This is a genomic window from Amycolatopsis australiensis (assembly GCF_900119165.1).
Classification (GTDB): Bacteria; Actinomycetota; Actinomycetes; order Mycobacteriales; family Pseudonocardiaceae; genus Amycolatopsis; species Amycolatopsis australiensis.
In genome coordinates this window covers 6468340-6482953 of the sequence record NZ_FPJG01000006.1, presented here as the reverse complement: position 1 = coordinate 6482953, position 14614 = coordinate 6468340, and the positions used below count along the sequence as shown (strand labels likewise).

The window sequence follows — 14614 nt, the reverse complement described above, 5'->3', positions numbered from 1 at the left end:
CATGGCTTTGCTTCGCACCTTCCCGACCAAGGGCGCGCTCGCGCGGCCGGGGCGCACGGGCGCCGACGTGGTCGTGTTCCTCGGCGCCGCCGCGCTGCTGTGGCTGATCGTGCGGCTGGCGCACGGCACCGCCGTCCCGTGGAACCCGGAGACGGCACCGTCCACAGTGTCCACCGACCCGGCCGAACTCCCGTACTACGCCGGGCGTTCGCTGCTTCGGATGTTCCTCGCGCTGGCCCTGTCGGTGGTCTTCACCTTCTGCTACGCGACAGCCGCGGCCCGGCTGCGGCGCGCGGAGAAGGTCCTGATCCCGCTGCTGGACATCCTGCAGTCGGTGCCGATCCTCGGGTTCCTGGCGGTGACGATCACGGGGTTCATCGCGCTGTTCCCCGGTTCGGAACTGGGCCTGGAGTGCGCGTCGGTCTTCGCGATCTTCACCTCGCAGGCGTGGAACCTGGCGTTCGCCTTCCACCATTCGCTGACCTCGCAGCCGCGCGAGCTGGACGAAGCCGCGCGGGACCTGCGGCTGTCGCGCTGGCAGCGGTTCTGGCGCGTGGACGTGCCGAGCGGGATGATCCCGCTGGTCTGGAACGGGATGATGAGCTTCGGCGGCGGCTGGTTCTTCCTCACCGCGTCGGAAGCCCTCAGCGTCGACAACCACAACTTCGCCCTGCCGGGCATCGGCGCGTACGTCGCCGCGGCCGCCGACGCGGGCGAGCCGGGCAAGGTGCTGCTGGCGATCGCGGTGATGGTCGTCATGGTGACCGGGGTGAACGTCTTGTTCTGGCGCCCGTTGACCGCGTGGTCCGAGCGCTTCCGCATCGAGCAGTCCGAAGCCGCCGAAGCGCCCCGCAGCCTGGTCCTGGGCCTGCTGCGCCGGTCCCGCGTCCCGGCGCTGCTCGGCCGGGTCTTCGGGCCGCTGGTGTTCCCGCTCGACCGCGCGCTGGCCGTCTTCGGGCTCGCCGAGTACCCGCTGCGGACCTCGGCGGTGCGCCGCCGCGCCGGGGACGTCGTGTTCGCGGCCGCGGTGCTCGCCGTGATCACCTACGGGCTCGTGCGCGCGGTCGTGTTCGTCGGCGACACGACCGGGTTCGCCGAAGCCGGGCACGCGCTGCTGCTGGGGCTGGTGACCTTCGGGCGGGTGCTCGTGCTGGTCGTGGTCGCCACCGTCGTGTGGGTACCGGTCGGCGTCTGGATCGGGCTCGACCCCCGCGTCTCGCGGCTGGCCCAGCCGGTGGTGCAGGTGCTCGCGTCGTTCCCGGCGAACTTCCTTTTCCCGCTCGTCTCCGCGGTCCTCGTGGCCACCGGGATTTCGCTGGACTGGGGCGGGATCCTGCTGATGGCGCTGGGCGCGCAGTGGTACATCCTGTTCAACGTCATCGCCGGTGCGTCCGCGATCCCGAACGACCTGCGCGAGGCTTCGGCGAACCTGCGGCTGCCGCGCGGGCTGTGGTGGCGGAAGCTGGTGCTGCCCGCGATCTTCCCCAGCTACGTCACCGGCGGGATCACCGCGGCCGGCGGTGCGTGGAACGCTTCGATCGTCGCCGAAATCGTGTCGTACCACGGCGTCACGCTGACCGCGACCGGCCTGGGCGCCTACATCAAGGAAGCCACCGGCGCCGGCGACGCGGGCCGCATCCTCGTCGGCGTGGCCGTGATGAGTCTCTACGTCGTCGGCCTCAACCGGCTGGTCTGGCGACGGCTGTACACGCTCGCCGAACGCCGGTTTTCCCTGTCCTGAGAGAGGTCTCCCGTGTCCGAAGTGCTCGTCTCCGTCGAGAACGTCAGCAAGAGCTTCACCGGTGCCGAAGGCGACGAGCTGCGCGTGCTCGACGACATCAGCCTCGAGCTGCGTGCCGGTGAGATCGTCGCGCTGCTGGGCCGGTCCGGCTCCGGCAAGTCGACGCTGCTGCGCACCATCGCGGGTCTGATCGGCCCGACGACGGGCCACGTCCGCTACCGCGGCACCCCGCTCAACGGCGCCAACCCCGGCACCGCCATGGTCTTCCAGACCTTCGCGCTCATGCCGTGGCTCACGGTGCAGGACAACGTCGAACTCGGCCTCGCCGCCCGCGGCGTCCCGCCCGCGCGGCGCCGGGAACGCGCGCTCGCGGCCATCGACCTGATCGGCCTCGACGGGTTCGAATCCGCCTACCCGAAGGAACTTTCCGGCGGCATGCGCCAGCGTGTCGGCTTCGCCCGCGCGCTGGTCCTCGAGCCCGACGTGCTGCTCATGGACGAGCCGTTCTCCGCCCTCGACGTCCTCACCGCCGAGAACCTCCGCACCGAGCTGATGAGCCTGTGGGCGCAGGACGCCTTCCCCACCAAGGGAATCTGCCTGGTCACCCACAACATCGAGGAAGCCGTGCTGCTCGCCGACCGCGTCCTCGTCCTCGGCCCTGGCCACCTCCGCGCCGAGGTGACCGTCGACCTCGCCCGGCCCCGCGACCGCAAGGCGCCGGCGTTCGCGGCGCTCGTCGACCGGCTCTACGACCTGCTCACCGGCCGCGAACCCGGCGTCGCCGAGCCGTCGCAGGCCACGCCCACCGCCCGCCCGCTGCCGGAGGTCTCCGTCGGCGGCCTCGCCGGGCTCGTGGAGCTCGTCCACGCCCGCGGCGGCCGCGCCGACCTGCCCGGCATGGCCGCCGACATCGGCTTCGAGGTCGACCACCTGCTCCCGCTCGTCGACGCCGCCGCGATGCTGGACTTCCTGGCCGTCGCCGGCGGCGACCTGCACCTCACGCCCACCGGCAGCGCGTTCACCACCGCGGGCATCCAGGAGAGCAAGAAGATCTTCGCGGCCCAGGCCCGCGAACGCGCCCCGCTGGTGCGCACGATCGACAAGGCGCTCACCACCGGCGGCCGCCTCCGCGAGGGCTTCATCCTCGACCTGCTCCGCCGCGGCTTCTCCGCCGGCGACGCCCGGCGGCAGCTGGACACCGCCATCGACTGGGGCCGCTACGCCGAGCTGTTCGACTACGACACCGACACCGGCCAGATCACCCTCGACCCCGCCCGGACGGCGGCGTCGGATGACGGCCGGCGCGTTTCTTGAGAGAACGGACATTCGCCCGGCGGACGGAGTCTCGCAACGCGCTTCGGCGGATGCCCGAGCGCGGCGGCAAGCGACATGAACAGGACGGCGGGAACACGTAATTTCACACCGAAGAATTTCGCAAAGCGGCGGTGGCCGGATTGCGACCGCACCGCCGGCGCGCGCCGGCCGACTTCGCCCGTCGGTCCCGGGGCTCACGCGCTGGACCCGCACCGGGCACGGGAAAGTCCCGGCCGGGGAAAGACCGGGCGTGCTATGCCCGTTTTTTCGGGAATTCCCGTCGCGGCGACCGGCCTTGTCCGCAGAACCGCCGGGCAGCCGCGGATTCCGCGGTTCCCGGCCGCGTGAACCGATCCGGATCGATCTCCGCGCGAGGGGATCCACGAATTGCGGAGAATTCGCGGAAATTCCGCGGAGCACATCGATGGATCCGGCACTTCATAACCGTCCGAGTGGCGGAATGCGTGCTCTCCGCCGCGTCTCGAGCACGACTTTCTGCCTGGCGCGGACGGAGGTACCAGCCGCCGGGCCGGTGCACTAACTTAACTCTCGGCCGAGCTGATCCATCCCGTGGGCCCCGGAGCGGGGCGTGCCGACGAGGAATTCCAGCCCGGAGTGTTCGTAATGCCGGTTTGCCGCGAAACGGAAGGACGGCCGGTGAACAACGCATTCAGGGCAGGGAAAACCGGGACCATGGTTACCGGGCAACCACCGGGGCCGGTCGTGCGCAAATACGGCGGGACGTCGCTGGCCACGCCCGGCCGCATCCGTGACGCGGCCGCCGACCTGGCCGCCTGCGCCCGCGCGGGCGCGCGGGTCGTGGTCGTCGTGTCCGCGATGGGCGACACCACCGACCGGCTCGTCGCGCTCGCCCGCGGGTTCGCCGATCGGCCCGATCCCCGTGAGCTGGACCAGGTGCTGGCCACCGGTGAACAGGTTTCGGCCGCCCTGATGGCGCTGGCCCTGCGGCAGCACGGGGTCGCCGCGGTTTCCCTGTCCGGCGGCCAGGCCGGCATCGAGACCGACGGCGAGCCGGGCGCGGCGCGGGTCGTGCGCGTCGACCCGGAGCCGGTGCTCGGCCGGCTGGCGGCCGGTCAGGTGGTCGTGGTCGCCGGCTTCCAAGGCCGGGACGCCGCCGGCGAGCTGCGCACGCTCGGCCGGGGTGGTTCGGACACCACCGCCGTCGCGCTCGCGGCGGCGCTCGGGGCCACCGGGTGCGAGATCTGCACCGACGTGCCGGGCGTGCACACCGCGGACCCGCGGATAGTGCCGGACAGCCGCCCGGTGCCGTCCATCCGGGCCGACGTCATGGCCGAGCTCGCCCGTGGCGGCGCGGCGGTGCTGCACCCGCGTTCGGTCGAGCTCGCCGGGCGGCACGGCGTGACGGTCCGGGTCACGCACGCGTCGCGCACCGGGCCCGCCACCACGGTCCGGCCCGGTGCGCCCGCGCTGGAACGCGGCACCGAGGTCGTCGGCATCGCGCACGCCCGCGACGTGCACCTGGTGCGCGTCGCCGAGCCGGGACTCGGCCTCCGCGGCGGGCCGCGGCTGCTGGCCGACCTGGCCGGGAGCGGGCTGCGGCCGGACACGCTGAGCTGGCCCGAGCGGGGCGAGCTGCGGTTCACCGTGCGGGGCGCGGAGCCGCTGGACCGGCTCGAGGCGCTGGGCGTGCGGTGCACTGTGGACAGCGGCTTCGGCGCGGTCTCCGTCGTCGGGACCGGCCTGCTCGACGCGCCCGGTCCGGTCGCGCACGTGCTGCGCCTCGCCGGCGAGCTGGGCGTCACCGTGCCGGCCATGGCGACCTCCGCCGGGCGGCTCACCGCGGTGTTCCCCGGCGGCCTGCTCGAGGCGGCCGTGCGGGCCCTGCACCGCTCGTTCGGTCTCGACCGGCCGGGGGAGGACCGGCCGTGAGCCCGCACGCCACGCCGGCGGGCGAGCTCACCGCCGACGGCCGCGTCCTGACCTGCGCGGGAGCCGACCCGCGGGTCCGCGTGCGGGACGGGGAGCGGCTGCACCACCTCTTCGAAGCCGTCTGCGACGCGCACCCGGACCGTCTCGCCGTGGACGCCGGGGACACCCGCCTGACGTTCGGCGAGCTCGACGCCGCGGCCAACCGGCTGGCCCGGCACCTGCTGGCACACGGCGTGCTGCCCGGCGACCGGGTCGCGGTGCTGCCCGGCGAGCCGGTGGAGGCCTACGTCGCGATGCTGGCGCTGCTCAAGAGCGACGCGGCCTACGTGCCGCTGGACGCCGCTTTCCCGGACGAGCGGCTCGCCTTCATCGCCGGGGACGCCGGGGTCCGGCTCGTGCTGACGTCCTCGGCGCAGGCTGGCCGCTTCGACGGCGAGACCGTCGGCATCCTCTGCCCGGACGGGCAGGCGGCCCGGATCGCCGAGCGGTCCGGCGCCCGCCTGACCGCGGCGGACCGCGAGCCGGAGACGGGCGAACTTTGCTACGTCGTCTACACCTCCGGCTCGACCGGGCGGCCGAAAGGCGTCCCGATCGGTCACCGCGCGATCGTCAACTTCGTCCGGGTGGCGGCGGAGGTCTACGGCATCGAGCCCGCCGACCGCGTCTACCAGGGCCTGACGATCGCCTTCGATTTCTCGGTCGAGGAGATCTGGGTGCCGCTGCTGTGCGGCGCGACGCTGGTGCCGAAACCCGCCGGGGCCGCGCTGGTCGGCGCCGAGCTGCACGAGTACCTGCGCACCCGGGCGGTCACCGCGCTGTGCTGCGTGCCCACCCTGCTGGCCACCCTCGACGAGGACCTGCCGGACCTGCGGTTCCTGCTGGTGTCCGGGGAAGCGTGCCCGGAGGACCTGGTCGCCCGCTGGCACCGCCCGGACCGCCGCTTCCTCAACGTCTACGGCCCGACCGAGACCACGGTCACCGCGACCTGGTCGGTGCTGCACCCGGACCGCCCGGTGACCATCGGGGTGCCGTTGCCGACCTACTCCGTGGTCATCCTCGACCCGGACCGCCCGGTCGCTCTCCCCGCGGGCGAACCCGGCGAGATCGGCATCGCCGGGATCGGCGTGGCCGACGGGTATCTCAACCGCCCGGACCTCACCGAGCGCGCGTTCGTGCCCGACTTCCTCGGCCTGGCGGGCAACCCGTCCGGCCGCATCTACCGCACCGGCGACCTGGGCCGGATCACCGCCGACGGTGAGATCGAGTACCACGGCCGCGGCGACGCCCAGGTCAAGATCCGCGGCTACCGCGTCGAGCTGACCGAGATCGAGTCGCTCCTGCTGCGGGAGCCGGGGATCGCCCAGGCCGTCGTCGGCACCCACCACCCGCGGCCGGGCACGACGGAACTCGTCGCCTACTACAGCCTGCGCGCCGACACGGCGGAGGTGGACGCCGGCGCCCTGCGCCGCCGCCTGCGCGAGCAGCTGCCCGCGTACATGGTGCCGGTGTACTTCGAGCGGCTGGACCGCATCCCGATGACGCCGAGCCACAAGGCCGACCGCGCGCGGCTGCCCGCGCCGCGCGGCCCCCGGGCGGGGTCGGCCGAGACGGCGTGCGTGCCTCCGGGGAACGAAACCGAACGCGTGCTCGCCGGCGCTCTCGCCGCGGTGCTGGGCGTCGGGCGCGTCTCGGTGATCGCGCACCTCTTCGACGACCTGGCCGCCGATTCGCTGTCCCTGGCGAAGTTCTGCGCGCGGGCGCGGGAGTCCGGCGGACTCGCGCCGATGTCCATACAGGACGTCTACCGGCACCCCAGCGTGCGGGAACTGGCGGCCGCGCTGCCCGCGCAACCGGCCGCCGCCGCGCCCGCACCGGAACCGTACCGCGCGAGCACCGCCGCCTACCTGCTGTGCGGGCTCGTCCAGGGGCTGGTTTTCCTCGCCTATCTCTTCACCGCCGCGGTGTTCCTCGACCTCGCCGAGGGCTGGCCGGCCGCCGCCGCGGGACCGGTGAGCGGATACCTGCGGCTGGTCGCCGTGGGCGCCGGCGGTGCCGGGGCCCTGTGCGTGCTGCCGATCGCGGTGAAGTGGCTGCTCGTCGGCCGCTGGAAAGCGGGGGAGATCCGGCTCTGGAGCCCGGCGTACCTGCGGTTCTGGCTGGTCAGGACGGTGACCCGGTTCTGCCCGCTGGCACTGTTCGCCGGTTCCCCGGTGTACTCGCTGTACCTGCGGCTGCTCGGCGCGAAGATCGGCCCGGGCGCGGTGATCCTGGCCCGGACGCCGCCGGCCTGCCCGGACCTGCTGACCGTCGGCGCCGGCGCGGTGATCCGCAAGGACGCGCACCTGCTCTGCTACCGCGCCGAAGCCGGCAGGATCCGGATGGGCCCGGTCACCGTGGGCCGCCACGCCTTCGTCGGCGAGAAGGCCGTTCTCGACATCGGGACCGCCCTCGGCGACGACGCGCAGCTCGGGCACGCTTCGTCGCTGTCGGCCGGGCAGGCCGTGCCGGCGGGGCAGCACTGGCACGGCTCGCCCGGCCGGCCCTCCACAGTGGACTACCGAGGGCTGCCGCCGTCGGTCGCGGGCCGGCTGCGGCGCACGGTGTTCGGCTGCGTCCAGATCGCCACCCTCTTCCTGGTGACCACGCCGGCCGCGCTCGCGGCCCTCGTGCTGCTCGTCCGGTTCGGCTACCCGGCGGCGCCGGACTTCGGCAGCGGGCGGTTCTACCGCGACGAGGTCGCCGGGACGTCGCTGCTGTACGCCGGCGTGCTGGCGGGCGGCCTCGCGATCGTGTTCACCGTGCCCCGCCTGCTGACGCTGTTCCTCGAGCCCGGCCGGGTCTACCCCCTCTACGGCTGGCGGCACGCGGCGCAGCGCGCGATCACGCGGCTGACCAACCTCCGGACGTTCACCTACTTGTTCGGCGACAGCAGCTACATCGTCCACTACCTGCGCGCGCTGGGCTACGACCTGGGCCGGGTGCGCCAGACCGGGTCCAACTTCGGCGTGGAGGTCAAGCACGAAAGCCCGTTCCTCAGCGCGGTCGGCGCGGGCACGATGGTGTCGGACGGGCTGTCCTTCCTCAACACCGACTACTCGGCGGCGTCGTTCCGGCTGCGGCACACCGCCGTGGCGCCGGAAGCGTTCCTGGGCAACGAAATCGCGTACCCGCCCGGGGCCCGCGTCGGCCGCAACTGCCTGCTGGCGACCAAGGTCCTCGTCCCGCTCGACGGGCCGGTGCGCGAAGACGTCGGGCTGCTCGGCTCGCCCGCGTTCGAGATCCCGCGCACCGTGCGGCGGGACACCGAGCTGGCCCACCTGCGCAGCGGCGACGCCCTGCGCCGCGGGCTCGCCGCCAAGCTGCGGCACAACACGGCCACGATCGGCTGGTTCCTGGCCGTGCGGTGGCTGCTGGTGACCGGCGTGGCCGGTCTCGAGACCGGGGCGGGCAGCCTGCATCCCCGGTTCGGCACCCTGGCCACGGCCGGCGGGCTCCTGGCGTCGCTGGTTTTCTCGGTCGCGGGCCAGATCCTGGCCGAACGCGCCGCGCAGGGCTTCCGGCGGCTGCGGCCGCGGCTGTGCTCGATCTACGACCCGGCCTTCTGGCGTCACGAACGGTTCTGGAAGCTCAGCCCGGGCCACTATCTCGTGCTCTTCGCCGGCACGCCGGTCAAGAACCTGCTCTGGCGGCTGCTCGGCGTGCGCACCGGCAAGCGGCTCTACGACGACGGCTGCGCGGTGCCGGAGAAGTCGCTGCTGACCCTGGGCGACGACTGCGTGCTCAACGAGGGCAGCGTCATCCAGTGCCACTCGCTGGAAGACGGCGCTTTCAAGGCCGACCACACCGTGCTGGGCGCCGGGTGCACCGTCGGCGTCGGCGCGTTCGTCCACTACGGGGTGACGCTCGGGGAGGCGACCGTCGTCGAGGCGGACGCCTTCCTGATGAAGGGCTCCGTGACCCCGCCGCGCACGCGCTGGCGGGGCAACCCGGCCACGGAACTCGTCCAGGGGAGCCAGTCATGACCGAACCGCAGCCCCGTGTGGCCGGCGAGCTGCCCGGCCCGCGGTCGGCCGAGTTCCTCGCCCACCAGCGGCGCTGGGAGTCCAACGCCCGGGTCTACCCGCGGCACCTGCCGATCGCACTGGCCGAGGGCGCCGGCAGCCACGTCCGCGACGTCGACGGCAACGTCTTCATCGACTTCCTCTCCGGCGCCGGGGTGCTCGCGCTGGGCCACAACCATCCCGAAGTGGTCCGCGCGGCGGCCGGGCAGATGCGGGCGCTCACGCACGGCCTGGACTTCCCGACCCCGGCCAAGCACGCGTTCCTGGAGGCGCAGCTGTCGATGCTGCCCGGCGGCCTGCGCGACCGGATGAAGGTGCACTTCTGCGGTCCCGGCGGGGCGAACGCGGTCGACGCCGCGCTCAAGCTGTGCAAGACCGCGACCGGCCGCGGCGACGTCATCGCGTTCCAGGGCGGCTTCCACGGCGCGAGCCACGCGGCGATGGCGCTGACCGGGCTCGTCGCGCAGAAGCAGCCGGTGCCCAACGGCGTGCCCGGCGTGCACTTCTTCCCGTACTCGCACTGCACCGACTGCCCGGTCGGGCTCACCCCGGACGCGTGCGACGTCAACTGCGCGGGCCTGCTCGAGCGGGCGCTGCGCGACCCGAACGGCGGCGTGCCCAGGCCGGCGGCGGTGGTGCTGGAGCTGGTGCAGGGCGAGGGCGGGGTGATCCCCGCGCGCCCGGAGTTCGTCCGGCGGGTGCGGCGGCTGACCCGCGACCTCGGCGTCCCGCTCGTGGCCGACGAGGTCCAGACCGGCTGCGGCCGCACCGGCACGTGGTTCGCCTTCGAGCAGTACGGCATCGAGCCCGACGTGATCGTGGCGTCGAAGGCGCTGAGCGGCGTCGGGCTGCCGGTCGCGGTGATCTTCTACGACCGGCGCCTGGACGTGTGGGCCCCGGGCGCGCACACGGGCACGTTCCGCGGCAACCAGGCGGCGTTCGCCGCCGGCGCCGAAACGGTGCGGATCATGCGGCGCGACGACGTGCTCGGCAACGTCCGGCGCCGCGGCGAGCAGCTCGGCGGGCTGCTGTCGGCGCTGCGGGACCGGCCGGGGGTCCGGGACGTGCGCGGCCGGGGCCTGATGTGGGGCGTCGAGCTCGCGTCCCCGCACCCGGACCTGACCGCCACCGGCTACGCGCGGGCCGTGCAGGCGCACGCGTTGCGCCACGGGCTGATCGTGGAGCTGGGTGGCCGGGACGACACCGTGGTCCGGCTCATGCCTCCGCTCACCGTCTCCGCCGAGGTGGTCGCCACCGCGGCCGGCATCCTGGTGGCCGCGGTGGAAGAGTGCGGCCACCCCGGCGGCTGAGAGCCCGGTGACGCCGTTCGCGGCCTCGACCGCGCCACCGTCGCGTGTCGGACACGCCCTAGAGACGTTCTTTTCGAAGAACTGCCGGCCGCCGACGCCGTCGGGGAAGCGGATGAACGTCACCGGGCGCCCGGCCAGGTCCGGCTGTAGTACGCGCCCATGTCGACGGGCTGGCCGGGGGCGGCGGCGAGCAGGAGGTCAACGAGTCCGCGCGGCAGGTATGAGGCCGAACACCGGTGCCCGATCGTCAGTCGAGGCCTTCGATGATGCGAAAATCGCGCTCGAAGCCTTGGGGGAGTTTGGCCAGCGCCTCCTGGTAGGCGGTGCTCGCGCGCGCGGCGACCGCCTGTTCGAAGCTCTCGAACTCGATCAGGACGACGCGCTCGGCGATTCCGGCTTCGTGTGCGACGACCCGGCAGCCGCCGCGGGTGAGCACCCGCCCGCCCGCCGCCTTGACGGCTTGACGGGCCAGCTCGTTGTAGTCGTCGAGACTCTCGGGGTCCGCGATGGTGGGGTAGACGCTGACCCAGTAGCCCTTGGCCACGGTTCCTCCTGTGGTCGGAATCGATGATCAGAACATACTCAGGTCCATGGCCGGCCGCGACGTGCTCCAGCAGATCCGCCGCCGTGCGGCGGTCGGCGTCCCGCTCGGTGAAGCTCAATGCCCGCGCCACCCACAGCAGGTACGGGAAGAAACCGCGGTTGACCCGCCGATCATCCCGTTTCTGCGCGGCTCCCCGGGGCACGACTGGTAGTCGCCGACCGCCGCGGGCGTGCCAGAAGCTTGGTCTCGCAGCTGGCCTTTGCCGCGGATGCGTCCCGCACGCGCTCCTGGAGGTGGACGGGGTGGGGGTCGCCGAGACCGCCGGCGATGTAGTAGCAGTAGGCCGCTTCGTCGGCGCTGCGGTACCCGGACGCGGCGCCTTCGCAGGCTGCGGACGAGCTGTAGCTCGCGACGGCCATCACCGCCGCGAGCCCTCCAGTCATCTTCCTCGTGTCGCGATCGTCGCAGTTGGCTGCCGCGATATCAGCTGTTTTGAACAAAAGCGAACGACGCGATTCGTGCCCGGCGCACGGTCCGCCACTACCGTCCGGATCCCGTGCCGGCGGCGCTGCTGGAGGAGCTGCTCGAGCTGGCCGTCGAGGCGCCGAGTGCCTGGAACATGCAGGATCGCTCGATCGTCGTCGTCACCGGCGAAACGGGCCGGGAGGGCCTGTCGTGGGCGGCCGGTGGCCAGCCGCAGCCGGCGGAGGCTCCGGTGTGCCTGGTCTTCGTCGCCGAGCCCGAAGCGTGGCGGGAGGACCACGCCGACGTCGCGGAGCGGGCGGCGGACGCCGGTGCCTGGAACGCGGAGTTCGCGGCGATGTTCGATTCCCGGGCGGAGTTCCACGATCTGGCCGAGCGGGGCCTGCTGCGGGAGAACGCAATACTGGCGCCGATCGCGTGCCCATGGCGTCGGCTCGGACCTCCGCGCGGTCGGCCCGGCCGTCACGGACCCGGCGGGCTTTGCGCAGCCGGTGCACGTAGCGGAAGGCGATCCCGCAGACGAACGAGGCCACGAACCCGTTACCGTCGACGGCGACGGTCGCGGTGTAGGTCAGCAGCGGTGCCATCAGCACCGCGATGCGCCCGGACTGCGGCGTCATCCAACCGGACTGGTGGGCGCGGTCGAGCAGCCACGCGAGGAGGCCGCCGAGCACCCACCGGCGACCACGGCCTTGACGGCGAAGGGCAACGCGGTGGCGAGCGCGTCGAGCGGCGTCTGTTCCTGGGTCTGGTCCCCGGCCAGGACCAGGGCGAAGAGGAACAGCGGTGAGACGATCCCGTCGGCGCCGGGCCGGAGGCGCCACCGCGTACATCGCAGTGCTCGCCTACAACGCCGCCACCATCGGGATCTTCGGCGCGCTCGCCGACTTCGGCGCCCAGGTGATGACCGGGCTTCTCGGCACCCCGGTTCCCTGGCAGCTCGTCGCGCTCGTCACTTGCCTGGCCGTGGCGGTGCTCGCCTACTTCGAGGTCACGCTCAGCGCGAAGGTGCTCGGAGTCGCGCTCGCGGCCGAAGTCCTGGTGTTGCTGGCATTCGACGTCGCAGTCCTGCTCAAGCACGGCTTCCGCGGCTTCTCGTTGGAGGTGTACCCGCCCAGCGTCGTGTTCGGTGGCGGCTTCGGCGTCAGTCTCATGCTCGCGTTCGGCTCGTTCGTCGGATTCGAGGCCACCGCCTTGTACGGCGAGGAAGCCCGCGACCCGCACCGCGCGGTTCCCCGCGCCACCTACCTCGCGCTTGCCATCATCGCCGGGTTCTACCTGGTGACGACCTGGGCGGCCATCTCCGCGTACGGCGTGGACCAGGCCCGGATGGCCGCCGCTGCCGACCCGCAGGACTTCGTGTTCAACGCCGGTGCCGACTACCTCGGCAAGGGCTATGCCGACGTCATGGGCATCCTGGTCGTGACGAGCCTGTTCGCGGCGTTCCTCGCCTTCCACTGCAACACCGCGCGATACGAAGTCGCCCTCGCCCGCGACGGCCTGCTGCCCCGCAGGCTCGCCGGGCTTCATCCGAAACACGGCTCGCCCGTCGCCGCCAGTGCCACCCAGCTCATCCTGCTGGCGGTCACCACGATCGGGTTCACGCTCGCCGGTCAGGACCCCTACCGGGGCATGAGCGCCAGCCTGTACGGGCTCGGCGTCCTCGGGATCGTGCTGCTCCAGGCCATCGCGGCGGCCTCCACCGTCGGCTACTTCCTGCGGCACCGCGGCGGAGAGCCGGTCTGGGGCGCCCTGCTCGCCCCCGCGCTCGGCGGCGTCGGCCTCATCGCCGGCCTGGCCCTCATGCTGGCGAACTATCCGACCGTCACCGGCAGCAGTCTCGTCTGGGTCAACTCGCTGCCCTGGACGCTCCCGGCCGCGGCGCTCATCGGCGGGACATGTCCGTGCCCGACCTGGCTGACCGGCGACGTGACGACCTCACCGGCACCGCGCCGCGCAACCCGCACACCTTGTGACCGAGCACGCCGCGGCCTTCGCCTGAGCCGGGAACACAGCCGCGAGACCCACCGATCCTCGGAGCGACACGACATCCTGATCACGGCCAACCTGACCGGCTCGCCGCACCTGCGCGCACGAGGCGGCGGGTGCCTCATCCAGGTGCCGAGCATGGCGGGCCGGACCGTGCTTCCGGGACTGTCGCCGTATCACGTCGCCAAGTGGGCATCGAGGGCTTCTTCGAGGCGTTCGGGCCCGAGGTCGAGCCGTTTGGCGTCCACCCGATACCCGTGGACCCGGGCATGGTGCGCGCCCTGTTTCCGGCCGCCATCCGCTGTCCCGGTCGGACTTCGCCGGACAGCTGCTCGAACGGCCGGACCAGCAGTACTGCCGCACGGGAGCAGCCGGTGCCTGGTAAACCGCTTGCCGTCCGCCGCGGCTCGAGGCGTGTCATCGCTCTCCTTCGCCTCATCGAGGACTCAGGGCGAGGGTCATGGTGTTGCCGTCTGCGTTCAAAACCACGTTGGCTACGCCGGCAGCGAAGTCGCATCCCCGAAACGGCGGCACCGGGTACGTTCCGGTCAGGGCTCCGCCGTGGTCGAGCGAGAAGGCGTGCCCGGTGAGCTCCGCCGAGGTCGCGTTCTGGCAGGTCCTGCCGCCCCGCAGCGCCGGTACGCCGAACAGCGAGAGCTCGGTCAACTCGAAGGCCAGGGGAACCGTGGCCGAGATATCCGTCCCCTCGGTACTCCCCGTGACACGCCCCGGTGAGGTCAGCCTGAGGACGGCGGTGGCGGGGATCAGATTCAAGAACCGGAAAGACACCGGCCGGATGCTGTCCAGAGCCAGCTCGGCGGAGAACGTGCCGGTCGCCCGGTTCCCCGCCACGTCCAGGGTCGTGTCACCGAAGTCGGTGTCACCGGTGGCGTTCGCCAGGTGCGTGACCACCCGCGTGCCGAACCGCTGGTGGAGCGCCGGGGGCAGGACTTCCACCCGGCTCCATTCCTGGAACCACGGTTGTGACAGGCACAGTCCGGACAAGGTGCCATACGCAGTGGCCGTGCCGTCCGCCTTGCGGGGAGTGACGGCGACGCGGAACGACGACGCGTACATCAAGCCGGCACGGGTCCCCGCGTCGGCGAACGACATCGGTGGAAGGGTCCCGGACCCGGTTGCGGACGTCACCGCGTCGCCGGCCAGCGGGATCCCGGTCGCCGACCAGTGCGGCGAGGTGGCGGGATCCGGCAGGTTCGAGCCGTAATAGGCGACGGCGATCGAGACCTCGACGTCCAGCGAT

9 protein-coding genes are annotated in these 14614 nt (G+C 72.7%); 8 read left to right on the top strand and 1 reads right to left on the bottom strand.

Going from position 1 to position 14614, the window contains the following annotated elements:
- Position 1: 1 nt before the first annotated feature.
- From BT341_RS31555 to BT341_RS31535, 5 genes are all read left to right on the top strand, one after another.
- Positions 2-1741 carry an ABC transporter permease gene (locus BT341_RS31555; RefSeq protein ID WP_072479731.1) on the top strand — a complete coding sequence of 580 codons (1740 nt, stop codon included), beginning with the start codon at positions 2-4 and terminating at the stop codon, positions 1739-1741.
- Positions 1742-1753: 12 nt separating this feature from the next.
- A complete protein-coding gene (locus BT341_RS31550) occupies positions 1754-3055 on the top strand; it encodes an ABC transporter ATP-binding protein (RefSeq protein ID WP_072479730.1) in 1302 nt (433 codons plus the stop codon).
- A gap of 723 nt (positions 3056-3778) precedes the next feature.
- The gene (locus BT341_RS31545; protein WP_245805175.1) at positions 3779-4966 is read left to right on the top strand and encodes an aspartate kinase; all 1188 of its coding nucleotides are present in this window, start codon (positions 3779-3781) and stop codon (positions 4964-4966) included.
- On the top strand, positions 4963-8988 hold the full coding sequence (locus BT341_RS31540; RefSeq protein WP_072479728.1) for a Pls/PosA family non-ribosomal peptide synthetase: 4026 nt from the start codon (positions 4963-4965) through the stop codon (positions 8986-8988). The genes BT341_RS31545 and BT341_RS31540 overlap by 4 nt, the downstream gene beginning before the upstream one ends.
- Complete coding sequence (locus tag BT341_RS31535) at positions 8985-10337, top strand: diaminobutyrate--2-oxoglutarate transaminase family protein (protein WP_072479727.1); 1353 nt, start codon at positions 8985-8987, stop codon at positions 10335-10337. The genes BT341_RS31540 and BT341_RS31535 overlap by 4 nt, the downstream gene beginning before the upstream one ends.
- Before the next feature lie 247 nt (positions 10338-10584).
- On the opposite strand, the gene BT341_RS31530 is transcribed toward BT341_RS31535, so the two are convergent.
- On the bottom strand, positions 10585-10881 hold the full coding sequence (locus tag BT341_RS31530) for a DUF1330 domain-containing protein (protein ID WP_072479726.1): 297 nt from the start codon (positions 10879-10881) through the stop codon (positions 10585-10587).
- Positions 10882-10927: 46 nt separating this feature from the next.
- On the opposite strand from BT341_RS31530, the gene BT341_RS45605 reads away from it, so the two are divergent.
- From BT341_RS45605 to BT341_RS31515, 3 genes are all read left to right on the top strand, one after another.
- Entirely contained in the window at positions 10928-11092 is a 165-nt protein-coding gene (locus tag BT341_RS45605; RefSeq protein WP_177328939.1) for a hypothetical protein, read from the top strand.
- 303 nt (positions 11093-11395) lie between these two features.
- On the top strand, positions 11396-12154 hold the full coding sequence (locus BT341_RS46860; RefSeq protein ID WP_084743054.1) for a nitroreductase family protein: 759 nt from the start codon (positions 11396-11398) through the stop codon (positions 12152-12154).
- Between the two features lie 47 nt (positions 12155-12201).
- Complete coding sequence (locus BT341_RS31515) at positions 12202-14088, top strand: APC family permease (protein ID WP_245805174.1); 1887 nt, start codon at positions 12202-12204, stop codon at positions 14086-14088.
- Positions 14089-14614: the final 526 nt, after the last annotated feature.